Below are 21578 nucleotides of genomic sequence, written 5' to 3' on the forward strand. Positions count from 1 at the left end.
ACTTTATTAGAGAATGACATGATTTCGCGTATCGCTCGAATGAGCTTAGTAGCGTTTATCTCTGCTGCAATTGGTATTGCACCAATCTCGGTAATGGCTGCCGACCCAGCTCCAGCCCCGGCAGCCGCTTCACCTGCTGCAGTCCCTACAGATAAGTCGGCCGAGAAGAAGGCGAAGAAAACAGCTAAGAAGGAAAAAAGGCAGCGAAGAAGTCCAAAATGAAATCTAAAAAGAAGTCTAAAGCAACTACAGACGCAGCAACCTAGTAATCAATCTCACTTAATTGAGAGGTTCTGCACTCTCCAGGTCAGCAGATTGTTTGGAGTCTGATGACTTTTTGCTTGGAGCGTCATTGCGAACAAGTAGCCACATCGCGGAAATGACCAAAGCCATTCCGCTAATTTGTATCCAAGTAATAGGTTCGGCCAAAATGAAGTAACCCATAAAGATTGTTGATACCAGACTCAGAATTCCAGCTTGGGCTACAAGTGGTGATCCAATGTGGTTGATGGCAATCATAATCAGCAACATTGGAATGACAGTACATAAGCTCGCATTGCGTAAGCTATACCAATAAATTATTGGAAGCTGTTCAAAAATTGCGCTTAGATGATGAAAAGTGGATTGCAGTAAGCTTAAGACCGCAGAGGCTGAACTTGCATATACCACAAGGCGTACACTTCCAATTCGCTTGACCATTTCTCCTGCTTCAATCATATAAGCTGCATATGAGCAGGCGCTGCCAAAGACCAGAACCATCCCGAGCCAAGCACTGATTCCGGTAGAGCTAGCATCTTGAATAAAGACAATAAACACCCCAATGTATCCAACCACGAGAGAGCACCACTGCAAGCGAGAAATAGACTTTTTTAAAACAAAATAGGAAATGACTAAAACAATTGTTGGGGTGAGATAAAGAACGATTCGTTCTAGGCCGACAGAGATATATTGCAGACCCAAGCAGTCGATATAACTTGATAAAAAGTAACCTAAAAATCCTAGAAAAAATAATTTAGTCCGATCGACCCATGTGACTGGACTCATTGCTTTGCGTCGCGCCTTCCACCAAAATATTCCCCAAAATCAGGGAAGAGCCATGAGCATTCGCAAAGCCAATAGTGTTTCCGCATGTGCCCCATGTTCAAACGCGAGCTTTACCAGAATAGCTTTGCCCGAAAGAAGCATAGAGCCAACTCCAGCCATCAAGATGCCATAGAGGTAGCGTTGACGATGACCCACTGAGTTAATTTACAAGGAAAAGATGAGGGTTTGTCCAGGCTGCGCTAGCCGAGTGCATCTCTAATTAGGTCAGCTGATTAAGTAGGGATCGCATTTCTAATATGGTCTCGGAGGGGGTGAGACCAATCGGACCAATTCCTTTTTTCACTAGATTGTCTGCTGCAGCAGCATGAAGCTGAACCGCGATACAAGTCGCTTGCCAAAGATCTAGTTGGTGACGTACTCCTTGAGCAGCAACAGCGGCGATGCTCCCTGTCAAAACATCTCCCATGCCTCCTGTTCCCATTCCAGGGTTTCCTGCCAGGCACTGAAGTGGCCTATGTTGTGGAGATGCTATGAGCGTGTGCTGTCCTTTGAGAGCCACGATTGAATGCGTGAGCTCAATCAGATTCTCAATCGCTTTCATGCGATCAGACTGAACTTTTTCTGCGCTTCTTTTTAAAAGCTTTGCTGCTTCGCCAGGATGGGGAGTCAGCGTTGTTAGACCAGGGTACTGAAGATTTCGAGCCTGGAGTAGTGACAATAGCGCATTTGAATCGCTAATTAAGTTAAGAGCATCTGCATCAAGAATTAAAGGAATATTTGGATGCGCAAGTGCCGCATTTAAATATTGATGTGCCAGAGTTGATTGGCCAAGACCCGGCCCTATGGCCATCACATCGGGAGTGGTAGCGTTAAGCGTTTCTTGTATGTTTGAGGTAGCCAGACGAATCATCAGTTCAGGCTGCTCGGTATCCGCACGGGCAGAGGCGGGATCAAGCATCTCCAAGATTGTCCAGCCAGCCCCCAGATGAATACAGGCCTTACCAGCCAAAAGTAGTGCACCAGCCATTCCTGGTGCACCCCCAATCAAAACAACTTTACCAGCATTGCCTTTATGTTCTGTAGGCCCGCGTTTGAGTTGATGAACAAGGTTGGGTACTGCTAGGGGTTCAGGTTGGATGCTCATATAAATAGTATTGCTCTGATTGCAGAGATCTTGAGCTCATTATAAGAAAGCGTATGCCGGAATGATGAAGATTCAATTTTTGGGTGCAGCGGGTGAGGTGACGGGCTAACGCCATTTGGTGGAAGTCTTACTGGCAGGAAAGTCACGGCGTTTCATGGTCGATTACGGAATGTTTCAAGGAGGGCGTGAAGCGACTAATAAAAATCTTGAGCCCTTACCGTTGTCGCCAAAAGAGCTGGAATTTGTGGTCTTAACTCATGCGCATATTGATCATAGTGGCCTGTTGCCACGTTTATGTGCACAAGGTTTTTCAGGTCCTATTTATTGCACAAAAGCTACTCCTGAACTGGAGCAAGCCGAGAGAAGGCAAAAGGCTGGTAAATGGCGTGGAGATTTGCCGGTGGCACTGTCTTCCAAAGAAGAAGTTGAAATGACACTAACTCAGTTTCAGCCTACTATCAAAAAGTTGAGTTAATGTCTGGGGTCCAGTGAGAGTTCTGTAATGCGGGACAGATCTTGGGATCGGCTTTAGCTGTGCTTGATCTTGCTGAAGATAGCGCAAATAGAAAGCGCTGTATTTTCTCGGGTGATATCGGCATGAAGGGTAAGGTCTTGATGCCTGATTCGGATGTCATTAAAACAGCAGATGTTGTCGTAGTGGAGTCAACTTATGGCGATCGTTTGCATGGTAGCTTAAAAGATACTGAGGATGAGTTAGTTGACGTGATTAACTAAACTATGAATGTTGGTGGTAATGGCGTGATGCCGGCTTTTGTAGTGGAGCGCACTCAAGAGATATTGTTTTTGTTGATTGATCTATTGAGAAGAGGGCGTCTGCCGTATTTAAGTATTTGGGTAGATTCGCCGATGGCAACCGCAGCTACTCATCTTCCTCAACAATTCTTTTCCCAATGAGACGGTCAATCTCAAGCTACTTTTGAGTGGTATCAAAACAATCCCGGTGCAGTAGATCTCCGTTTCATTGCAGATGTGGAAGAGTCGAAAGCGCTTAACAAAATTAAGGGCGGCGCAATCATTATTTCTGCGAGTGGTATGTGTGACGCTGGCCGAATTGTGCATCACTTAGCAAGTAATCTGCCACGCGCTCAGAATGCTATTGTGATTACTGGATTTCAGGCATATGGCAGCCTTGGAAGACGTCTGGTGGAAGGTGCAAAAGGTTCGTTTATTTGGAGAAGAGGTGGCTGTAAAAGCTGCGATTCATACTATTGGAGGACTCTCTGTACATGCCGATCAGGCTGGTCTCTTCGATTGGTTGCGGGGATTTGAACAAACACCCAAAACGGTCTTTGTAGGGCATGGGGAGCCAGAGAGTCATCTTCCGTTTTTGCGCAATCCAGTAGGGATGAATTGCATTGGAGCACTGTCATCATTCCTGAGCGACTATACACATATCAGTGTTAGTGATTCAGCAACTTTGGCGCCTTGAATGCTGTGTCGTTTCATGGCTTCAGCTATAAATCTAGATTGCTTCAAATCTGCAATCAGATTGCTGAGGTATGCGGTAGTGATCTTGTAGAGAGGTCTATTCTTTGGGATGCCAAGCGCTTGATTGATTATCATAAAGCGCTCCGGCAGCATGCGCAAACCTTGATAACGCTTTGCATCACCCTCTAATTGTTGTTTTACCCCGGCGGCAACATTTCCTACCTCAGACATGAGGTCATCCAGGACTGCTTGCGAACTAGCAACTCATATGAGGCTGGCATGTTCTATATCCCGGGTTAGGTAAAGGTCGTAGGCGCTTCCTTTGCCAACTACAATTTCTGTGCCTGCTACATCCACATCTTCATTGGTTTGGATGGGAGAAGATGCTTTTTTAACCATCTAGGCTCCCTCGATTTGAATGTAGGGTGGGGTATAGCTAATATCCGCTCCGCGGACTGGATCTATAGCTACAAATATGAGATCAACATGACCAGCCTTCACGGCATCTACCGTTGCGCCTGCAGTCTTGCAAGGCATAAGATTTCCTGGAAGAGCAATTCTTTTACCAATTTCATGAGCAATATCAATAGTGACTCCATACGAAGTCTTGGAGTTCGCATCTTCATTGGCCAAAATCGGATGACCAAGGTTAACGCCGACACGCAGCAGGGTGCCTGTTGGCGCAAAAGAAGAGAGGGTGGAGAGGTCCATGAATTTCGGATTGATCAAAATCAGCAGATAAAACCGCGGCTGACCGCGGTTTTATCTGCTGAAGAAAAAATTACTTCTTAGCACCAGTTGCAGGAGCAGCAGCTGGTGCAGCAGGGGCAGCCGCAGGCGCATCTTTCTTGGCTTCTTCCATATGTGCACATGCTTTTTGTCGCCCATATCCATGTCCCCGTCACCCTTCATTAGTAAATAGGCTGTTGTGGCACCAAGATTGATCCACGACCAGCCTTGGTACCCCTTTCCTTTACTGCTGATAATTTCGGTAATCTGTCAGGATTGCTTCTGGCTCTAAAGGTCATCGCTACACGGTGCTTGTAGATTTAATGAAGACTTACTGCTAACCCATAAAGGGCTTTCTGGACCTACAGTCTTGCAAGCCAGTAGTTATTGGGAAGAGGGCGAGCCTATTCATATTGATTGACTGGGTGCTATAGAATGTCCACGAGGATTTAATTGCGACGAGCTCATTTAATAATGAAGAGCATCGCTTAAAGCTAACTGAGCCTATTCTCGCCTCGGTGCTTCTGCAGCGCCTTGCTAAAGCTTTTTCGGATCAAAAAAACTTAACAGGTCGTAAGGGGGCGGAAGTTTCCAAGAAGGATCGTCAAGCACTCAAAGAGCTGCTAACAAACTGATCTGTAAAACCGGCCGGCACTTTGGGCTGGAAAAAAGCTGAGGTCATATTGGATGGTGTCGATCGCAAAGAGTTGGATGTTCAGTCCATGATGTCGCGCAAATACCCAGGACTTTTCTTTATCGGAGAGTGTGTTGATGTCACCGGTCACTTAGGTGGATATAATTTCCAATGGGCCTGGGCAAGCGGTTATGCTTGTGCTCATGCCCCCTATATAAGAGGATGGCTTGAATGCTCTAGCTGGAGCGCTTTTTTATCCCGTGAGCGACTATTTAAAAGTTCTACGGATAATGAAAACGCCATCGCTACATAAACATATCCTTTAGGGATGGGCACAACCATACCCTCGGCTATCAAGACAACACCAATAACCGTTAGAATTGAATTAAATCTCTGCCGCTGATGGATTTATCAGCCATATCAAAAATAGGTGCTGTGAGACCCATTACCCAAGATAGGCTAAGCAAGAGAAGAATCCGCGTTACCAATGCGAAGATCAAATCAAAGCGCCGCACTTTCTCCTGAATTTCGATCGGGAGACGGTTGGCGATCACGCTAATAAAAATGATGTTATCAATACCAAGAATAATTTCTAGAGCCGAGAGCGTTAAGAAAGCGATCCATACATTGGGATTGCTGAGAAGTTGCATTGAGCTTTCGAGCATTTTCTAACTTATTGGAATATAAAGTGTATTAATCTAAGTTCTATATTAACCGCTATGGTTAAGTTCTCACGAATAATTAGATCTCTTTGTATATCCATACTGGTCATGTTGACTATAAGCCCCTTAAAAGCGGCCTATCCAGGCAAGCCTATTAAAATCATCATTGGTTTCCCCGCGGGTGGCCCTCTTGATGCGCATCTTCGACTCTTGGTTGAGAGATTGCAAACCTCTTTAGGTCAAACAGTAATTGTGGATTACAAAGCTGGAGCAGGAGGTGCAGTTGGCGCACAGTTTGTGGCGCAATCACCGCCGGATGGGTATACGGTGCTATTAGCCAATACAGGGACTATGGTGATTAATCCTGTCATCTATACGAAGTCTTCTTACGACACGTTAAAAGATTTTCAGCCAATTGCTAGAACTGCCCAACAACCATTAGCGCTGATCGTGAATAAGGATGTGCCAACAAATACATTAAAAGAATTTGTTACATATGCAAAAGCAAACCCTGGAAAATTAAACTATGGATCAGCTGGGAATGGTGGAATTTCCCATTTGGTTCCGGAGATGCTAAAGAGTGAGACGGGAATAGATATGGTGCATATTCTTTTCAAGGGAAGCGCACCTGCGTTCACAGATTTGATTGCTGGTCATGTTCAATTTATGGCGGAGTCAGTGCCGCAGGCCGCCAATTATGCGAAACAGGACAAAGTAAAGGCTCTGGCTGTGACTAGTGCTAAACGTAATCCGGTTCTGCCAAATACACCTACTGTGATAGAAACGGGTGTAGCTAATTTAGCTGTAGTGGGGTTTTATGGGATATTAGCTCCCAAGGGAACTCCTCCTGAGGTGGTCAATAAATTGAGTCAAGCATTTAAGGAAATACTGGAGTCGCCTGAGGTGCAGAAAAAAATGATTGATCAAGGCGCAGATCCCGCTTATTTGAATGCCGATCAATTTACAAAGTTTCTGATAGATGAAATGCCGCGTTGGGCAAAAGCAGTAAAATAAGCTGGAGCTAAGCTAGATTAATTGGATAAATTAATTAGGCTGATTCCTTATCCAGTCGGCAGTATTAAATAAAGATTCTTCTAGTTGTTTGGCTATATTGCCATCGATGCCACATTCTTCCATTGCTTGATACATGCCAAGCGAGCCATTGATTGCGCTCCTTCAGACCGATTTTGAAGGGTAGATGACGCGTTCCCCATAGGATGACCAAACTTTGGAGAGTAGATGTCAGGGCCGCCCATCCACCCTGTTGGGAAAAACTTCAGCTTTTCACGGGAACTAGAGAGATCCTGCAGGTGCATTGCCCGTAAATCGCTAAAATTCGATTCTAGGGCCATTCAATTGTAGAAACGGTCTACTAATGTATCAATTTGATCCATTCCGCCCAAAGACTCATCAATCGCTATTCTTTGAATCAAATTGTCATTTTAATGCGGTAAATTCGGGGCATTGACAGTTTGCTAATTTGGGTATCGAGTTACTTTAAGAGTATTTAATTAACTTTTTTGGGAGTGAAAAATAGATGCAAAAGAACTTCAAAAGTGGCAACGTGAAAAAGCAAAGGAATTGTTTGATTATGCTCACATCTTGCTAGAGGCAGCAAAAAAAATTAAGCGAACATCACATGGCGGAGATTGAGTGGGGGATGAACAATGCCTTAGATAGCGCCAAGTCTGCTGCTAAAAATGATTTAGCAAAGCTTAAGGATTTGCAAGAGGAGGCTGCAAAGGAGGCGGCGAAACGCGCAGCTGGTTATTGCAAGAAAAGGTGACAGCAGTTTTGAAAGAGCTTGGTGATGGCGCTGCTGATGAAACTGAAAAGCATCTCGAGAAGGTGCGTAGCTCCCTAGTAACTTGGTTTGAAGACGCTGAAAATAAAATGCCAGCCCATGATGCTGACAAGCTATCCAAGGTGGTGCATGAAATGTCAGTGACTGGCCAGCATATGTGTAAAGAAGGTCCTTGGATTGCGAATGAGGTAGCTGAGACTGCTGAAAAGAACATTGATGAGTTAGTTAAAAAATCAGGTAGTAAAAAGAGTGCTGATAAATAAATATTTCTGATAATGGTCCATAAAAAACCGCCTCACTACTGAGGCGGTTTTTTTATTTCCAGCCCTGCAACCAAAGCTCAGTATTAGTAAGGTCGCGCCAAGAAATAATGGTAGTTTTGTAGAATAGACAGCTTCAATTTCAACGAACTCAATTTTTTTCTTTGGGAGGCTCTGGAATAATGACTTTGCTGACTAAAAAATGTTTTTGTTTAGTAATGGGCTCTACTGCAGTCCATGTAGTCAACAGCAGTTTCTTGGGACTGAGACGATTCATAAATAATTGAATATTTACTTATAGAGCTTTATATTGAAGCTCGGCACCATTGATGAGAAATAGGCCTGGGGGGTAAAGGTAACGCTAAATTGATTGGTAGCAGTCATGCACTGATGGTCAAAGTAACTATGGTTTCCTAGGCTGCCACAGTAATTGAGTTTGTCGCCCTTAAATTCCATTTGAGCCTTTCTGAGAACCATCGGTATTTTGGCTTCGGTGGGTGAGTTGCGGGTCCAGGTTATATAGACCTCGCGCTCACAGGCGGGTGCTTAGCGCCATTTCGCTCCATGCTTAACTTGCTATAGCTATAGGACCCAGAAGTGGTGTGTTCCATCTTGCCCAAGTTGTTCTACCAAGCCAAACTCCCAGCCCAGAGATGACTGCATTGCAGCTGGATCTACGTTTGTGCCCTCGTAGGGCCGCTTGTAGCGCTCAAGTGGAGGGGCCCCGGATGACTTGGACCCTTCTCAAGCTCGAGCCCGGCCTTAACCCAGGATGGGTTGTCACCTTCTAGTGCAAGGACTTCAGCATCAGTAAGGGTTTGTAGCTCCTGCGCAGCAAAGAGACTTAACTCGCTGGTGGAGCTGGTGATGACATAGCGATCTACCTGCGGAATCTTCTTCATTGCTTCAGCGAGTTGGGATCGCAGGGCATACCAACTGCCAGGGATGTGTCCATTAACGTAATGAGCATGAGTACTGAAATCCATGGCTATTATGTTGCTATCATTTTGAAGCCAGTGAGAAACAGTGGTCGTATCGACGTTTTCGATTTTTGGCAATGTTGGAAGCGGAGCTTGCCACAGGCCCTTTTCAGTGAGATCTGAGGGATTGATTTCATCTAATACATAAACTTCCCAAGCCATTTGTGCTCACCAAGAGGCTGGCATATTGGCTCTTACTCCGCTACCACTGGGATCAGCTAAAACTATGCGTGCACCCCGGAATGGGCAACCATTTCTATTGCCTGAGCAAGCTGTCCGCCTGGTAGGGATCTAAATGGTTTTTGGGTTTGGGGCAACAAGCTCTGGTAGGCGAAGGACAAGTTCTGTGCCTGGTACGCTAATACTCGTCGGAATACTCATCGTGTTGTATTTATCAAAACGCCGCACATCCACTACCACTACATCTTCTTTAGCGTCGATTAATTGTTTGGCTTTTTGAGCAGATAAAGATGGTGTATGACGTTTGCATTCCAAAAACTCACTAAAGGATTTACTCGCAACGTTGACATCTTTAAATACTTCACCTCCAGCCAATTTCCAACCATTGACTCCGCCTTCGAATGTCGATACATCTGTGTAACCTGCTTGGACTAAGCGTTGTGCAGCAAGTTCTGCAAAGCCTTTGCCGTCATCGAGTGTAACAATAAATATATCTTTATTGGGCAGCTTGGCATAGGCGTCAATCTCAACTCAAGAAAGCGGAAGATTGGCAGCAAAAAGAGGGTGCTCCTGCGCATGGGGAGCCTCTTCGTGCACGTCTAAAAATGCAATCTCTTCTGTGTTGAGGAGTTCATTGCGAACAAAGGAATAATTTTTTGTTTGAATTGTCATGCTGTCTCTGAATTTAAGTTTCTATTAATGATGAACCGAATAAATCGCACTTGACCAAATCTTAGGTATTGATTGCATAGGGCCAGCAAATAGTAGCCAATAAATGATGCACTGCATCAAGATTGGTCTTCAGAGGTCAAAGGTATTTCATGCGTTTTTCAGGGTCTCCTGGCTTTTGTTGTACTTATGACCATATTTTGAATGAACCAAACAATATTCGAGTTATCCCTGATTTGGTAGATGATTTTCTATGGTTTTTATGGGGATAGACTGATTTGGCTGTCGGGATAAATATTCTTTTGTTAATAGGAGACGAGATGTCACAACACGCTACATTGTTGACTGCTTTTGAAACTTATAAAGCTGAAAACGAAACATTTATAAAGGGATTAAGGCATCTGCTGCGCGTGCGCGTAAGGCCTTACAAGAAATTGCAGGTGCTTGTAAGGAGCGCCATAAAGAAAGTACCGCTATAAAAGAGACAATGGAAGCAAAGCAGTAATTCTGGCAACGGATTAAACAGAAGTCTAGCTTGTTTGAGTTAGGCTGTTTTATTTTGAGCGCTGCATCGTAAGGGTGATCTTAAGTCGCAATACTAAAAAGAGTGAGTTTCATGGCCTTATTTCGGATTGGCACTAGCGCTTGGTATTCACGACTAACGACCCAAGAATGAGCATTCTCTAGATGAGAAAATTCCAGCTCCACAATAGTGCTGAAGGGAGCGCAACCCAGTTCGTTCCAGAATAGCTCTCTAATTGAGCCACGGCTTTTAATAGAACCTTTGTAGCTTTCTACGGTTTCACTGACTTGGGAGCGGTATTCCTCAAGCGCGCGTTGATCAATTAACTCTATTAAGTCAATTGCTTTGACCATTTTTTCTCTCCTTGGGCACTATATGCTACGAGTGTATATCCACGCTATAGTTCAGGCATGAATATCACTATTGATGGTTTAAATAAGGCCTACGGCGTTGGTAATATTTTTCGTGTGAGTTTTAAGCAGCCCCATTCGGAATCGTATGGTCCAGATGGGGTTAAATATCTCGCATCAAGAAAAGACTAAAGACTACTAGGAATGCTATGAATATCGGATTTGTAGGTTTGGGCAACATGGGATTACCAATGGCACTCAAGTTAATTAAAGCGGGCCATCGTGTTAGTGGTTTTAAAGTCAATTAGATGCTTTTGCAGAGGCTGGAGGCATCGTTGCAACAAGCGCAAATGCCGCTGCAACAGATGCAGATGTGTTCATTAGCATATTGCCTACTTCGCGTCACGTAGAGTAGCCTTTACCTCGGTGATCAAGGATTGCTGGCTCACGTCAATCCAACGACTTTGCTGATAGAGTGTTCCACTATTTCACCTCAGGTTGCTCAGGTAGTAGCTGCTCAAGCTAGGGCAAAAGGTTTTGCCATGATTGATGCTCCGGTTTCTGGTGGCACCGCTGGCGCTCAAGCAGCCACCTTAACGTTTATGGTGGGTGGAGAGTCGGGAGCAATAGAGTGTGCTCGCCCCTTATTGGAAAAGATGGGCAAAAATATCTTGCATGCAGGTGCTAATGGTGCGGGCCAAACAGTCAAGGTCTGCAACAACATGCTTGTGGGTATTCAGATGTTAGGAACGAGTGAGGCTTTACGCTTAAAATGGCTTGGCTCCTCAGGTGCTGTCGGAGATCATGTCCAAAAGTTCTGGCCGAAACTGGGCTCTTGAGTTGTACAACCCTTTTCCTGGCGTTATGGAAAATGTTCCTTCTTCCAAGGGCTATGCCGGTGGGTTTGGAGTTGATCTCATGCTGAAAGACTTGGGTTTGGCAGTTGAGAACGCAGAAAATCTCGATGCTAGTGTTCCTTTGGGGAAATTGGCGCAGCAGCGTTATGAGGACCCATAGCAAAGCAGGTAATGGTCAGCTAGATTTTTCGAGTGTATTTAATCTTCAGGAGTAAATCTAGAAGCAGATTAAAAAATCACCAAATGCCTTGCATGAAGCATGATTATTTTGGCGGATGAGTTCGCTTTATATGGGTCTTTTTAGGGAGTGAGCCGCCGCGTCCAATAGGTCTTGGATTTCTGGATTGTTGGTGTTGCTGGCTGCGAAGCAGGATAGGCAGTGCAACTGCATTGGGGTCTGGCTCAATGCCAGCAATGACTTCTTGCGGAAGCGTTTGCTTAATCAGTTTTTCAATATCCCTCAGCATTTGATGTTCGTCAATACATACCGCCCAATTCGATGAACGTAGTCTTCAGAGACATTGGGTGGATCATAGTTCACAACATGCGGCAGTTGATCGATATCAATACCGCGTGCAGCAATCTTTGATTGCTATGCTGGAAATTCCATCTTTTTCTAGCTGCGTGACTAACTTATTTGCGCCATGCTTGGTACGACTAAAGACCAGCATTTGTTTCCAGTTGTTAGTCTGGATGAGATGAGCCAGTAAGGGATGCTTCTTGGTCTTGTCTACAGGATGAATTAATTGAGCGATCGCTTCATTGGTGCCATTGCTGCGAGCCACCTCAATCAGGTCGGGAGAATTGCATAGACTATTTGCTGGTGCTTTAATTTCAGTGGAGAAAGTAGCCGAGAATAATCAGTTCTGACGTTTCTTGCGAAGTGCAGCTAGGCTTTTCTTGATGTCGCGCAAGAAACCCATGTCGAGCATACGGTCTGCTTCATCCAAAGCTAATATTTCAATGTCATTTAAGGAGACCCATTTTTGAGACATTAAGTCTAATAAACGACCAGGAGTGGCGACCAATATATCCAAACCGCCAGCGATCGCTTTAATTTGCGGATTGGCCCCCTACGCCACCAAAGATAACTGTGGACTTTAGGTCAGTATATTTTCCATAGGTCAGAACTGACTCTTGCACTTGTGCAGCCAATTCTCGAGTAGGCGTCAAAATTAAAACCCGTAGCAGACGTTTGCCTGAAGTTGTTTGAGTGGAAGATAGACGTTGCAGAATTGGCAAGGTAAAGCGAGCTGTTTTGCCGGTGCCGGTTTGTGCTGCCGCCAAAAGGTCGCCGCCTTTTAAAACAGCAGGAATGGATTTTGCTTGAATCGGTGTAGGACTGGTATCGTCCTCTTCTGCAAGAGGGCGAAGAATGGGTGCTGATAAACCAAGATCTGTAAATCGGACAGGCGCTAATAAAGTATTGACTCGTATTCAACAATCGACTATCCCGGCCAATGAGCCGCCACGCTAAGGCGTTTGCAGTAAGAAGCTCTATTTTACATCATCGCTTCAATTACGACTAAATTAGTGAATTAAGATGGATTCCAGAGGTTTGGTAAGAGGTTATTGACATCACCCGAAACAAAGGATTTTTCTCTACTAGTACTTGGGTCAAAAACTGAGCGATGTATGCGACCGATATTGCTGCCATACACATGAATGCTGATTGAAGTCTTATCTGGTACAGCATTCTCCACTATGTGAATGTCATACGTCCCGGGCGAGACGGTATCAACATGGCCCGCTTGGCATAAACAGGCCTCTCCCGCCTCAAAGCTACCATTAGGTTGCTGGAAGTAGGGGCCCCTCTTTCTGCTCCGCGTAATTGACCAATCATTCCTCAAACAGTGTGATTATGAAGCGGCGTTTTTTGTCCCGGGCCACACACAAAACTCACTATGGCAAATCGCTCCAGCGGATCTGCATATAGCAAATATTGTTGGTAATACTGAGGATGTGGTTTTGTAAACTCTTCTGGCAACCAATCATCTACTGCAATCAGTTTCTCCAAAAGGTTTTTACCTTTAGCAAAAATGACCTCTTCGCTAGGTTTTTGTTCCAGCAGAAGGCTGAGCTCTTTTACAAAGGTGAGTAATTTGCCCTCTGAAGTATTACGCTCTTTAATGAGCATGATTCATTATTTCGCAGAAAATATCCCATCAGGCCATGCTTTTGGTCTAAGGCTCTTTGTATCCACACAGACAATGTGTAATACCGCGCTGGCGATGACCTCTAGCTTTTCGCTACCTGCAATCTTTCTTTGGGCTGTTTGTTTAACGGATACCTGAGTGCGACCATACTTCTCAACGACTTGATCAATGAAGAGTATGTCATTCAAACGCCCCGGCTTATAAAAATTCATTGTCAGTTCTCGAACGGGCATCACAATATTCATCTCATTAATGAGATTGGTAGGGCTGAGACCGCGTTTTGCCAGCCACTCTGCACGACTGCGTTCAAAAATTTCAAGGTAGCGACCGTGATACACAAATCCTGACGCATCCGTGTCCGAATAGCAAACCCGATGGACGTAAATAAAGGCTGATGGATTTGGATTGTGCTGAGTAGTCATAGATAAAATTTATGTTGGTAATGCCAACATCATTGTACGATGGGGAATACCAGCTTCTTCAGAGATAGTGCCTTGAGCCAGGAAGCCAAGTTTTTCATAAAAAGGAATGGCAGTTACTTGCGAATGCAACGCAATTGCTTTGGCTGCTTGGGATTGGCTAGATCAATCAGGTTTTCGAGGATTTTCTGACCTACTCCCACGCCCCGAAATGGAGCTAGGACTGCCATGCGTCCAATCTGAAATTGTCCATTGCCTAGAGGCCGACTAACCTACCAGTTCGAATGCAGTCTGCACCTTCGTAGGCTAGGGCATGAAATGCAACCGGGTCGAACTCATCAACTTTCCAGTTCGATCGGAACCATTTGCTCCTGAATAAACACCTTTTGACGCACCAAAAAGGCGCTAGATTTTGCCTCAGGCCACGGTTTGATCAAGATTACCAAGATAGCAAGCACATTAATTTAGAGTTAAAAACTCAATTTACCAAAGAAAATTCTGAAATTGATAGTGGTAGGCCTCTAAAAACGCCTTATTCCGTGGTTACAATGAATGGTGGCTTTAAATCTAGCCCGTCTGAAACCTTTTACTCAATTAGGAGTTATCTTGAAGAAATCTTTATTAGCTAGTTTGTTTGCTGCTGTAGGCGTTATCTTTGCAAGTTCTGTATTTGCACAAGCTCCCGCAAAGATGTTGCCTTTAGCTGCTGAGGTTGTAGTCTTAAGCGCAACCGTTGATTCAGTAGATGTCAAAAAACGCATCATTATGTTAAAAGACGCGCATGGTAATTTGGCGCAGATGAATGTTTCTAAATCTATCAATGATTTGGAGAAAGTGAAAAAGGGCGACGTATTCTTGGTTGAGCATGCACAAGCCGTTGTTGTTGGCTTAACTGCAGTAGGTAAAGATGCTAAGCCAGGTGTTTCTGGTGTGCGTTCTGTAGTAGTTGCTGGTAAGGGTTCAGCAAAACCATTTGAGGAAACTACAGATACCATCTACGCCACTGTGAAGATTTCAACAATCGATCAAAAAACCCGTCTTGTTACTTTCACAATGCCTAGCGGCGAGAAGCAAAAAGTTAAAGTAGATCCAGCAGTTATGGGTCTTGAGAAATTCAAAGCAGGTGATGATGTGCTTGTTGAATTTGTTGACGACATTGCTATTGGCTTTGTAACACCAAAGAAATAAGCCATTTTTTGTATGACATGCTGAGTATTACATCAGCATTAAAAAAGCCCGCAAATGCGGGCTTTTTTGTATCCAGTTAGTCTGGAGAAGCTTCAGTATCACTTGCTTAATTAAGCCTCTTGAGCCATCATCACATCAGAAGCCTTCATGACTGCCCAAGCTTGATCTCCCACCTTTAGATTCAATTTATCAACAGCCTCATTGGTGATGGAGACAGTAACGATATGGCCGCCGCCAATATCTAACTTCACGTGAGAAGTGGTTTGACCCATTTTGGGTTCAACAACTTTGCCGTTGGCGTTTGCTTTGGTTATTTTGGAGTAAGCATCTGCATCACTGCTGGCCGATTTAATATTTGCGGGATCATTTTTTGGCCTAACAATATAAAATTCATTAGAGTCAATTAAGGTGCGGTTAGTAGTCCAGCCTTCAGCAATCGCTTTATTCACTCTATCTGGAATGCACCATGATCATGTCTACTTGTGCTGTCTTGAGTAGGTTAAGAGAGGCGCCACTACCTGCCTTGATCCAGACTCAGCTAAGAAGTCCCAATTCACCAAGACTACCGGTAGCCAATTTAAAACTTTGGCCTCCTTGCCCATAAATTGCTTCCGTTTTTATGGGATTATTGTGTGCCATCGTATTTTGCATTCGGAAAAAAGAGTTGTTCGCCTTCAATCTTATAACTGGCAATGACATTCTGTCCGTTTTGGGAAATAATCCAGTCAATAAATTCTTGACCTTGTGCTTTTTTCACATGAGGAAATTTCGCGGGATTGACTAGCATCACACCATACTGATTGAAAAGCGTTGGATCGCCTTGTACCAGAATAGTGAGATCACCACGGTTCTTAAAGCTAAGCCATGTTCCGCGGTCAGCCAGAATATAGCCATTCATTGCAGACACAGTATTCAGTGCAGGACCCATGCCAGAGTCTGCTTCCTTATACCAAGGTGTGCCAGGGGCTATCGAGATCTCTGCGCCTTTCCAGTAGCGAAGTTCAGCAGCATGTGTGCTACTCTTGTCTGCGCGAGACACAAAGGGAGCTTGGGCTGCGGCGATTTTTTGAAGTACCACCTGAATATCTTTGGCGCCACTAATTTTTGCAGGATCTGATTTCGGTCCGATCAAAACGAAATCGTTGTACATCATCTCGTAACGTTTTGTTGAAAAACCCTCATCAACAAATTTCTCTGCGGCAGGTTTATCGTGAACAAACACAACATCTGCATCGCCATATTTACCAATGTGAAGAGCTTGACCTGTTCCTACTGCTACTACTTTGACATCAATCCCGGTCTTCATCTTAAAAATCGGCAGAATACAGTTAAAGAGGCCAGATAAAGGCTTATCATCGTATACATTAATACATATTGAATATGTAATTAATTACATATGCACATCGAAGTCCGCCAAACCCTTATTGTTAAAACTCAGGCCGATGGTAGAAGCTCAGTTGATCTCATGTGGCTCTCCCGGTTATTGAGGGAGATTGGCCGTGGCTGCTCTCTGGTAGTTGCCAGCCAAAAATCTGGCACCCCTTATATGGGGGTGCTTGGGGCAAGTTAAATTAGGTCGAAGATACGCTGGGCATGCCACTCATGATTCGCATCAAAGGGCATGAATCTAAGCTCACGGAATTTGGCATTTTCTTAATTCAGTTTATTGAGGATATGCAGGCGGGGTATCTAAAGCACGACCCTCGTTATCACGAGATTTTGTTAAAGGAGATTAAAAAAATACAGAAGTCAGAGAGTGTTCGCTGGAAATTTTTCTCTAGTAGTGATTCAGTAATTCAAAAAGCAGCAGCAGAAATTAAAGGGGTCGAGTTAAAAATTGCTGGTTCCGGTGAATCATTGGAGAAGTTGCTAAATAATGAAGCTCACATTGCTGGGTATTATGTCTCCGATCAAAAGAGTTCGAAGGCAATTTATCAACGCTTATGAAAAGAACTCAAGGTTTGATTGTAAAAAAAGTAACCCTCTTCATATTAACTTGCTGAAGGAGGAAGGAGTTAATCCATCTGATATCAATGACTACCTTCATGAGGAATTTACTCACTCTGTTGCAGCTAATGCCATTCTTGCTGGCAAGGCAGATGTGGGTGGAGGGGTGAAAAACATTGCCATTGAACATGGTCTTGGTTTTGTGCCACTAAGAGACGAAATCTTCTTTATTGCCATGAGCAAAGAAATGGCGAAGCAAATGGAATCTTCCAAGCTAATCTGCAGGATTCGAAGTGCCTCAGGCGATACGCCAGGGAGGCTCAATAGGCAAATTCAGGAATGGCTCTAGATCTTCAGAGAGTCTTAAAGCACAGGTCAATCCACTAGAATGGGTTTATGATTGCTTTCTTGCGTGCGTCTCTCTGGTGCATTGGCAATGCATTTGCGCAAGCATCAACCATCGCAGCAGCAGCCAATATGAAAGATGCATTTTCAGAAATTTCCATCGCATTGAAATCAAGAAGTCAATTGGACTTGAAAGTTGTATACAGATCCCTCTGGAAACTTTGCTACTCAAATCATGAGTGGTGCGCCATTCAATTTATTTCTTGCGGTAGACGAACAATTTCCATTGGAGCTCGCTAACAATGGGAAGACCATCGATGATGGTGTGATTTATGCCATTGGTAAATTGGCAATCATTACTCAATCGTCTTCAGGCATTCCCTTGTGTTGATAGGAGATCTGAGATAGCGAAAGCGATTATTAAAGCCAATAAGGTGGCTATTGCAAAGCCCGAGCTTGCCCCATATGGTAGAGCGGCTGTGTTCAGTATTTACAAGCAGAAGGTTGTGGGATCTAGCTAAGGATAAGTTGGTTTACGCAGATAATATAGGGGCAGCTATAAGTTATGTGGTTAGGGGTGCCGCTGATCTAGGTTTTACAGCTTATTCATTTGCCAAGTCTTCAGAAGTAATCAAATTTACGAGTTTTTCATTAATTGATGTGAGGTTGTATGAGCCCATTAAACAACGGATGGTTCTTATCAAGGGTGCGCCTCATGGAGCAGTCGAACTTTATCAATTTATGTGGGGCGCACAGGCAAAAGCCATTTTGCAAAGATATGGCTATGTACCCCCCAATTTCTTACTCAGATAAGATTGTAGAAAGACTTACTTAAACGCAAGAATTTTTGTCTTGGATCAAGGCTTGATGTATCCAATTAGATCATGATGATTGAAGAATGAATTCTGCAATCAAATGATATTCATTCTCATTTATCCTTATAATGGACTTTATCTAAGGTAAAAAGCTTATTTAATGAATTTAGATCAAGTCGAGGTGGGTAATCTTTATCGCGTGAAAGTGGTAGATATATCTAAGAGCGCCCCCCAGATTAAGGGGCAGCTTGAGGACATCGGCTTTTTGCCTGGTGAGCAAGTTTCTGTTCTACGCAAAGGTTTGCTTGGTAAGGGACCCTATATGGTTCGTGTCGGCGCCTCAACTTTTGCATTGCGTCAGCCTGAGGCAAGCATGATTTTGGTTGAGGCTTGCTCTCATGTCTGAATCTACACTGCATTTTTTCCCGAACGAACCACTCGTAGCATTATTGGGCAATCCTAATTGCGGCAAAACTGCGCTATTTAATTTGCTGACCGATAGTCGTCAAAAAGTGGCCAACTATTCTGGCGTTACGGTTGAGCGCAAAGAAGGTCGATTGATCTTGGAGTCAGGTAAACACATCCGTGTATTGGATTTACCTGGGGCTTACAGCCTTTATCCGAGATCACTGGATGAGCGAGTAACTTGCAATCTATTGCTTGGTAGGGCAGATGGCGAGAAGCAGCCCGACTTAGTGATCTGTGTTTTAAGTGCCATGAATTTGCGTCGTAACTTGCGCTTAGTATTGGCGGCTAAGCGTTTAGGATTGCCCTGTTTAGTGGTTCTGAATATGCTGGATATTGCGAAGCGCCAGGGCTTGCAGATCGATACAGCTGCGCTTTCCGGTGAGTTGGGTTTACCAGTGCTGACAAGTGTTGGTATTCAGTCAAATGGAGCAGACGACATTAAGCATTTTTTATCAGAGCTTGATTGGCGTCATTTGTATGACATGTCGTCTCATCAAGAAAGCGCCGATTTTGAGAGTGTTATCGCGCATATCGAGCATACTGAATCAGATAATGTTCAAGTGCAACGTATTCTGCAAAACCTAAGGCTTGATCGCATCATTCCCGACGATCTCAGTGATCGATTAGACACCGTATTACTTCATCCAGTATTTGGCCCCATTATCTTGGTGGCGCTACTTTTTTGCATTTTCCAGGCTGTCTTTAGTTGGGCAACTGTACCAATGGATTTAATTAAAGCTGCGGTGGAATATCTTGGGAGTCAGGTGTCCCAGGTATTACCACATGGTTGGGTACGAAGCTTATTGATTGAGGGAATTTTAGCGGGCCTTGGGGGGGTTATCATTTTTTTGCCGCAAATTTTGATCCTGTTCTTTTTTATCTTTTTGCTTGAGGAGTCCGGTTATCTTCCAAGAGCTGCTTATTTGCTTGATAGGATCATGGGGTCCGTTGGCCTCTCTGGGAGATCTTTTATTCCCTTGCTTTCCAGCTTTGCCTGTGCAATTCCGGGGATTATGGCAACCAGAAGCATCTCGAATGCACGTGATCGTATGGTGACGATCCTCATTGCGCCGATGATGACCTGCTCAGCGCGATTGCCTGTATATGCCTTATTGATCTCAGCCTTTATCCCTGAGCAAAAGGTGTGGGCTGGTATCGATTTACAGGGTTTGGTTTTGTTTTTGCTTTATCTATCAGGTATTGTTGGGGCGATGGCAGTTGCCTGGATTTTGAAGCGATTTACAAGTGAGCAATTTAGGATAAATGCACTCATGATGGAACTGCCAAGCTATCATCGTCCTCGTCTAGGCAATTTAGCAATCAGTTTGTGGCAACGTGCAGAAATATTCCTTCGTCGTGTAGGCGGAATAATTTTAGTAATGACCATTGGTTTGTGGGTTTTATCTAATTTTCCGTTTCCACCTGTGAATGCAACGGGTTCTCCTATTCAATATAGTTTTGCAGGACTGTTAGGTCAGGCTCTGGCCTATGTTTTTTCCCCGATTGGGTTTAATTGGGAAATCAGTATTGCTCTGGTTCCTGGCATGGCAGCGCGCGAGGTTGTAGTAAGCTCATTAGCAACGGTTTATGCGCTATCGAGTTCGCGCGCAGACGCGACTGATGCCCTGATTCCTCTGATATCCAGTGGTTGGTCATTGGCTACCGCACTATCTTTGCTTGCTTGGTTTGTTTTTGCACCTCAGTGCCTATCTACTATTGCGGCCGTTAAACGCGAAACAGGGGGCTGGAAGATTCCAATGATGATGCTTGGCAATCTATTCGGGCTTGCCTATCTTGCTGCATTTATTACCTATCAGATTGCTAGCGCTCTTGGTCTAGCCTAAAAGTAGGCGCATGTAAAAACGCAGTCATCAAAATTGAGCTACATTCGTAATTATTCATTTACAAAGCGGGCATTCCCGATGAGTCTCAAATCTATCTTCCTGGTCTTGCCTGGAATCTTTGCTATTTTCTTATCTCAGAGTGTAAGCGCGCAATCTGGCGAGAATAGCTACAAACAAGTCTGCGCTAATAATTTTTCCATCGATGATAAGGTCTAAGCAGGGTGGGGAGGAGCTATTTGTCATACGACTATTCTAATCAAAAGCATACATCTCAAAATTTCCATAAAACCCTTTCTCATGATCTAGTACTGATGGTTTTGCCTTATAAAGAGTGTCCTGCGCTAGAATTCCTCTATGTATATGTTTCTTCCTTTTCTGACAGCTTTTATCGGTCTCGTACTAGTTCTGGTTTGAGAAACGCCTTGCGGGCGCTCTTAATCGTGTTGGCTATTACTGTTGGAATTTTATTGGTGTGGTTCCGCTTTTATGCCACTAGTCATCTCAATATCAGCTTGTAATTTATTGTGAGCAGACATTCGTTTCCATCTTTGGCGGCACCGAGCAATCGGCTTGCGTTGTTGGCGGGTGTTGGTATGCTGGCTTATGCATTTGTAGATCAACTATATTTTGGTGAACTACCTTGCCCGTTATGTTTAAAGCAACGCGTCGGATTTGTTTTGATTGCATTTGTATTAGTACTTCATATCCGATGTGGCGCTCATTCTGCTCGCTATGGTTGGGGGATTATTGGTGGCTTAGTAGGAATGATGGTTTCCCTGCGCCAAGTGTTTCTGCATATCCTTCCTGGTAATAAAGGGTTTGGCACAACTTTTTTAGAATTGCATTTTTATACCTGGGCTTTATGTGGGTTATACAGGCCTGCTCATTGGTATGGCGATCTTGTTGATGCTTCCTAAGCGTGAAGCACGCTCGCGTTCTTGGTTTGTCAATGCCTTGGTAGTTCTGTTCATTCTTTTGGTTTTTGGCAATTTGGTTTCTACCTTGCTTGAATGTGGCATCGGACCATGCGCAGATGATCCCGATAAATACGAAGGCTTGATTTGGTTGCGCTCTCGTTTTGGTTTTTAACTTAGGCCTTTGGGTCTAGTTT

38 protein-coding genes and 6 pseudogenes are annotated in these 21578 nt (G+C 44.2%); 24 read left to right on the forward strand and 20 right to left on the reverse strand.

What is annotated here, in order from left to right:
* Positions 1-18 precede the first annotated feature (18 nt).
* Entirely contained in the window at positions 19-222 is a 204-nt protein-coding gene (locus DXE31_RS06930; RefSeq protein ID WP_231969443.1) for a protein tyrosine phosphatase, read from the forward strand.
* 57 nt (positions 223-279) lie between these two features.
* On the opposite strand, the gene DXE31_RS06935 is transcribed toward DXE31_RS06930, so the two are convergent.
* The 3 genes from DXE31_RS06935 to DXE31_RS06940 all read right to left on the reverse strand — a co-directional run bounded on the left by DXE31_RS06935 (position 280) and on the right by DXE31_RS06940 (position 2188).
* Complete coding sequence (locus DXE31_RS06935) at positions 280-1044, reverse strand: DMT family transporter (protein WP_231969444.1); 765 nt, start codon at positions 1042-1044, stop codon at positions 280-282.
* A 39-nt stretch (positions 1045-1083) separates the two neighbouring features.
* A complete protein-coding gene (locus tag DXE31_RS11460; protein ID WP_231969445.1) occupies positions 1084-1239 on the reverse strand; it encodes a hypothetical protein in 156 nt (51 codons plus the stop codon).
* A 64-nt stretch (positions 1240-1303) separates the two neighbouring features.
* On the reverse strand, positions 1304-2188 hold the full coding sequence (locus tag DXE31_RS06940) for an NAD(P)H-hydrate dehydratase (protein ID WP_114698291.1): 885 nt from the start codon (positions 2186-2188) through the stop codon (positions 1304-1306).
* Positions 2189-2306: 118 nt separating this feature from the next.
* Here DXE31_RS06940 and DXE31_RS12925 point away from each other — a divergent pair, with 118 nt between their 5' ends.
* The 5 genes and pseudogenes from DXE31_RS12925 to DXE31_RS12945 all read left to right on the forward strand — a co-directional run bounded on the left by DXE31_RS12925 (position 2307) and on the right by DXE31_RS12945 (position 3638).
* Positions 2307-2663 (forward strand): MBL fold metallo-hydrolase, encoded by a 357-nt coding sequence (locus tag DXE31_RS12925; protein ID WP_415077868.1) that lies wholly within the window; start codon positions 2307-2309, stop codon positions 2661-2663.
* Positions 2664-2704: 41 nt separating this feature from the next.
* On the forward strand, positions 2705-2923 hold the full coding sequence (locus DXE31_RS12930) for a hypothetical protein (RefSeq protein ID WP_197712178.1): 219 nt from the start codon (positions 2705-2707) through the stop codon (positions 2921-2923).
* Between the two features lie 3 nt (positions 2924-2926).
* Positions 2927-3103 carry a hypothetical protein gene (locus tag DXE31_RS12935; protein WP_197712179.1) on the forward strand — a complete coding sequence of 59 codons (177 nt, stop codon included), beginning with the start codon at positions 2927-2929 and terminating at the stop codon, positions 3101-3103.
* A 75-nt stretch (positions 3104-3178) separates the two neighbouring features.
* Positions 3179-3292 (forward strand): annotated as a pseudogene (locus DXE31_RS12940) (hypothetical protein); the annotation flags it as partial.
* A gap of 37 nt (positions 3293-3329) precedes the next feature.
* Complete coding sequence (locus tag DXE31_RS12945) at positions 3330-3638, forward strand: MBL fold metallo-hydrolase RNA specificity domain-containing protein (RefSeq protein ID WP_415077871.1); 309 nt, start codon at positions 3330-3332, stop codon at positions 3636-3638.
* Here DXE31_RS12945 and DXE31_RS11470 read toward each other — a convergent pair.
* From DXE31_RS11470 to DXE31_RS11475, 3 genes are read right to left on the reverse strand one after another with little or no spacing between them, the layout of a single operon-like run.
* Entirely contained in the window at positions 3593-3868 is a 276-nt protein-coding gene (locus DXE31_RS11470) for a type 2 periplasmic-binding domain-containing protein (protein WP_231969446.1), read from the reverse strand. The two genes, DXE31_RS12945 and DXE31_RS11470, sit on opposite strands and share 46 nt — an antisense overlap.
* 33 nt (positions 3869-3901) lie before the next feature.
* Complete coding sequence (locus tag DXE31_RS12135; RefSeq protein ID WP_269460598.1) at positions 3902-4036, reverse strand: hypothetical protein; 135 nt, start codon at positions 4034-4036, stop codon at positions 3902-3904.
* The gene (locus tag DXE31_RS11475; RefSeq protein ID WP_231969447.1) at positions 4037-4348 is read right to left on the reverse strand and encodes a type 2 periplasmic-binding domain-containing protein; all 312 of its coding nucleotides are present in this window, start codon (positions 4346-4348) and stop codon (positions 4037-4039) included.
* Between the two features lie 352 nt (positions 4349-4700).
* Here DXE31_RS11475 and DXE31_RS11480 point away from each other — a divergent pair, with 352 nt between their 5' ends.
* Complete coding sequence (locus tag DXE31_RS11480) at positions 4701-4787, forward strand: NAD(P)/FAD-dependent oxidoreductase (protein WP_231969546.1); 87 nt, start codon at positions 4701-4703, stop codon at positions 4785-4787.
* Between the two features lie 235 nt (positions 4788-5022).
* The gene (locus DXE31_RS11485; protein WP_231969448.1) at positions 5023-5313 is read left to right on the forward strand and encodes an NAD(P)/FAD-dependent oxidoreductase; all 291 of its coding nucleotides are present in this window, start codon (positions 5023-5025) and stop codon (positions 5311-5313) included.
* A gap of 61 nt (positions 5314-5374) precedes the next feature.
* Here DXE31_RS11485 and DXE31_RS12460 read toward each other — a convergent pair whose 3' ends face one another.
* Positions 5375-5650: a TerC family protein gene (locus DXE31_RS12460; RefSeq protein ID WP_331852004.1), complete on the reverse strand. Its 276-nt coding sequence runs from the start codon at positions 5648-5650 to the stop codon at positions 5375-5377.
* A 120-nt stretch (positions 5651-5770) separates the two neighbouring features.
* Here DXE31_RS12460 and DXE31_RS06970 point away from each other — a divergent pair, with 120 nt between their 5' ends.
* Positions 5771-6676 (forward strand): Bug family tripartite tricarboxylate transporter substrate binding protein, encoded by a 906-nt coding sequence (locus DXE31_RS06970; protein ID WP_231969449.1) that lies wholly within the window; start codon positions 5771-5773, stop codon positions 6674-6676.
* A 92-nt stretch (positions 6677-6768) separates the two neighbouring features.
* On the opposite strand, the gene DXE31_RS06975 is transcribed toward DXE31_RS06970, so the two are convergent.
* Positions 6769-7014 (reverse strand): globin domain-containing protein, encoded by a 246-nt coding sequence (locus DXE31_RS06975; protein WP_331852005.1) that lies wholly within the window; start codon positions 7012-7014, stop codon positions 6769-6771.
* Positions 7015-7322: 308 nt separating this feature from the next.
* Between DXE31_RS06975 and DXE31_RS12140 the strand changes: the two genes are divergently transcribed.
* Both DXE31_RS12140 and DXE31_RS11490 read left to right on the forward strand, forming a co-directional pair.
* Positions 7323-7448: a hypothetical protein gene (locus DXE31_RS12140; RefSeq protein WP_269460599.1), complete on the forward strand. Its 126-nt coding sequence runs from the start codon at positions 7323-7325 to the stop codon at positions 7446-7448.
* On the forward strand, positions 7445-7729 hold the full coding sequence (locus DXE31_RS11490; RefSeq protein ID WP_231969450.1) for a hypothetical protein: 285 nt from the start codon (positions 7445-7447) through the stop codon (positions 7727-7729). The genes DXE31_RS12140 and DXE31_RS11490 overlap by 4 nt, the downstream gene beginning before the upstream one ends.
* Positions 7730-7877: 148 nt before the next feature.
* On the opposite strand, the gene DXE31_RS11495 is transcribed toward DXE31_RS11490, so the two are convergent.
* The 5 genes and pseudogenes from DXE31_RS11495 to DXE31_RS12480 form a co-directional block, all read right to left on the reverse strand.
* A complete protein-coding gene (locus DXE31_RS11495) occupies positions 7878-8003 on the reverse strand; it encodes a TIGR02450 family Trp-rich protein (RefSeq protein WP_231969451.1) in 126 nt (41 codons plus the stop codon).
* 397 nt (positions 8004-8400) lie between these two features.
* Positions 8401-8868: a rhodanese-like domain-containing protein gene (locus DXE31_RS12465; protein WP_331852006.1), complete on the reverse strand. Its 468-nt coding sequence runs from the start codon at positions 8866-8868 to the stop codon at positions 8401-8403.
* A gap of 129 nt (positions 8869-8997) precedes the next feature.
* Positions 8998-9261: a rhodanese-like domain-containing protein gene (locus tag DXE31_RS12470; protein ID WP_331852007.1), complete on the reverse strand. Its 264-nt coding sequence runs from the start codon at positions 9259-9261 to the stop codon at positions 8998-9000.
* A gap of 57 nt (positions 9262-9318) precedes the next feature.
* Positions 9319-9411 (reverse strand): annotated as a pseudogene (locus tag DXE31_RS12475) (hypothetical protein); the annotation flags it as partial.
* Between the two features lie 6 nt (positions 9412-9417).
* Positions 9418-9558 carry a rhodanese-like domain-containing protein gene (locus DXE31_RS12480; protein WP_331852008.1) on the reverse strand — a complete coding sequence of 47 codons (141 nt, stop codon included), beginning with the start codon at positions 9556-9558 and terminating at the stop codon, positions 9418-9420.
* A gap of 388 nt (positions 9559-9946) precedes the next feature.
* On the opposite strand from DXE31_RS12480, the gene DXE31_RS12485 reads away from it, so the two are divergent.
* Complete coding sequence (locus DXE31_RS12485; protein WP_331852038.1) at positions 9947-10060, forward strand: hypothetical protein; 114 nt, start codon at positions 9947-9949, stop codon at positions 10058-10060.
* Between the two features lie 80 nt (positions 10061-10140).
* On the opposite strand, the gene DXE31_RS07000 is transcribed toward DXE31_RS12485, so the two are convergent.
* Positions 10141-10431, reverse strand: coding sequence for a DUF1330 domain-containing protein (locus DXE31_RS07000; RefSeq protein WP_114698293.1), 291 nt, complete (start codon positions 10429-10431; stop codon positions 10141-10143).
* A 248-nt stretch (positions 10432-10679) separates the two neighbouring features.
* On the opposite strand from DXE31_RS07000, the pseudogene DXE31_RS12950 reads away from it, so the two are divergent.
* A pseudogene (locus DXE31_RS12950) lies at positions 10680-11267 on the forward strand (NAD(P)-binding domain-containing protein).
* Positions 11233-11445: an NAD-binding protein gene (locus DXE31_RS12155; protein WP_114698296.1), complete on the forward strand. Its 213-nt coding sequence runs from the start codon at positions 11233-11235 to the stop codon at positions 11443-11445. Before DXE31_RS12950 ends, DXE31_RS12155 begins: the two are co-directional and overlap by 35 nt.
* Before the next feature lie 136 nt (positions 11446-11581).
* On the opposite strand, the pseudogene DXE31_RS07020 reads toward DXE31_RS12155, so the two are convergent.
* The 4 genes and pseudogenes from DXE31_RS07020 to DXE31_RS10435 form a co-directional block, all read right to left on the reverse strand.
* Positions 11582-12722 (reverse strand): annotated as a pseudogene (locus DXE31_RS07020) (DEAD/DEAH box helicase); the annotation flags it as partial.
* A 101-nt stretch (positions 12723-12823) separates the two neighbouring features.
* Positions 12824-13422 (reverse strand): annotated as a pseudogene (locus DXE31_RS12955) (cysteine dioxygenase family protein).
* A gap of 6 nt (positions 13423-13428) precedes the next feature.
* On the reverse strand, positions 13429-13863 hold the full coding sequence (locus tag DXE31_RS07030) for a YbgC/FadM family acyl-CoA thioesterase (protein ID WP_114698297.1): 435 nt from the start codon (positions 13861-13863) through the stop codon (positions 13429-13431).
* Between the two features lie 9 nt (positions 13864-13872).
* Positions 13873-13992 carry a GNAT family N-acetyltransferase gene (locus tag DXE31_RS10435; protein WP_197712180.1) on the reverse strand — a complete coding sequence of 40 codons (120 nt, stop codon included), beginning with the start codon at positions 13990-13992 and terminating at the stop codon, positions 13873-13875.
* Positions 13993-14466: 474 nt separating this feature from the next.
* Between DXE31_RS10435 and DXE31_RS07040 the strand changes: the two genes are divergently transcribed.
* Complete coding sequence (locus tag DXE31_RS07040; RefSeq protein WP_114698680.1) at positions 14467-15048, forward strand: hypothetical protein; 582 nt, start codon at positions 14467-14469, stop codon at positions 15046-15048.
* Between the two features lie 110 nt (positions 15049-15158).
* Here the strand turns inward: DXE31_RS07040 and DXE31_RS11500 are convergent, their stop codons facing one another.
* Both DXE31_RS11500 and DXE31_RS07055 read right to left on the reverse strand, forming a co-directional pair.
* Positions 15159-15497: a TOBE domain-containing protein gene (locus DXE31_RS11500; protein ID WP_231969452.1), complete on the reverse strand. Its 339-nt coding sequence runs from the start codon at positions 15495-15497 to the stop codon at positions 15159-15161.
* 176 nt (positions 15498-15673) lie between these two features.
* Positions 15674-16432, reverse strand: a pseudogene (locus tag DXE31_RS07055) (ABC transporter substrate-binding protein); the annotation flags it as partial.
* 12 nt (positions 16433-16444) lie between these two features.
* Here DXE31_RS07055 and DXE31_RS09770 point away from each other — a divergent pair.
* From DXE31_RS09770 to DXE31_RS10450, 9 genes are all read left to right on the forward strand, one after another.
* Positions 16445-16618 (forward strand): hypothetical protein, encoded by a 174-nt coding sequence (locus DXE31_RS09770; RefSeq protein ID WP_162785562.1) that lies wholly within the window; start codon positions 16445-16447, stop codon positions 16616-16618.
* A 23-nt stretch (positions 16619-16641) separates the two neighbouring features.
* Entirely contained in the window at positions 16642-16995 is a 354-nt protein-coding gene (locus DXE31_RS07060; RefSeq protein ID WP_114698299.1) for a hypothetical protein, read from the forward strand.
* Between the two features lie 49 nt (positions 16996-17044).
* Complete coding sequence (locus tag DXE31_RS07065) at positions 17045-17344, forward strand: substrate-binding domain-containing protein (RefSeq protein WP_162785563.1); 300 nt, start codon at positions 17045-17047, stop codon at positions 17342-17344.
* 192 nt (positions 17345-17536) lie between these two features.
* Positions 17537-17731 (forward strand): substrate-binding domain-containing protein, encoded by a 195-nt coding sequence (locus DXE31_RS10440; RefSeq protein ID WP_231969453.1) that lies wholly within the window; start codon positions 17537-17539, stop codon positions 17729-17731.
* 74 nt (positions 17732-17805) lie between these two features.
* Positions 17806-18153, forward strand: a complete 348-nt coding sequence (locus DXE31_RS10445; protein WP_331852039.1) for a substrate-binding domain-containing protein — start codon at positions 17806-17808, stop codon at positions 18151-18153.
* Positions 18154-18315: 162 nt separating this feature from the next.
* Positions 18316-18561, forward strand: a complete 246-nt coding sequence (locus DXE31_RS07075; protein ID WP_114698301.1) for a FeoA family protein — start codon at positions 18316-18318, stop codon at positions 18559-18561.
* The gene (gene feoB / locus DXE31_RS07080; RefSeq protein ID WP_114698302.1) at positions 18554-20467 is read left to right on the forward strand and encodes a ferrous iron transporter B; all 1914 of its coding nucleotides are present in this window, start codon (positions 18554-18556) and stop codon (positions 20465-20467) included. Before DXE31_RS07075 ends, feoB begins: the two co-directional genes overlap by 8 nt.
* 524 nt (positions 20468-20991) lie before the next feature.
* A complete protein-coding gene (locus DXE31_RS07085; protein ID WP_197712183.1) occupies positions 20992-21384 on the forward strand; it encodes a disulfide bond formation protein B in 393 nt (130 codons plus the stop codon).
* On the forward strand, positions 21374-21556 hold the full coding sequence (locus DXE31_RS10450) for a hypothetical protein (RefSeq protein WP_231969454.1): 183 nt from the start codon (positions 21374-21376) through the stop codon (positions 21554-21556). The genes DXE31_RS07085 and DXE31_RS10450 overlap by 11 nt, the downstream gene beginning before the upstream one ends.
* Positions 21557-21578: the final 22 nt, after the last annotated feature.

It is taken from the genome of Polynucleobacter necessarius (genome assembly GCF_900095185.1).
GTDB lineage: Bacteria > Pseudomonadota > Gammaproteobacteria > Burkholderiales > Burkholderiaceae > Polynucleobacter.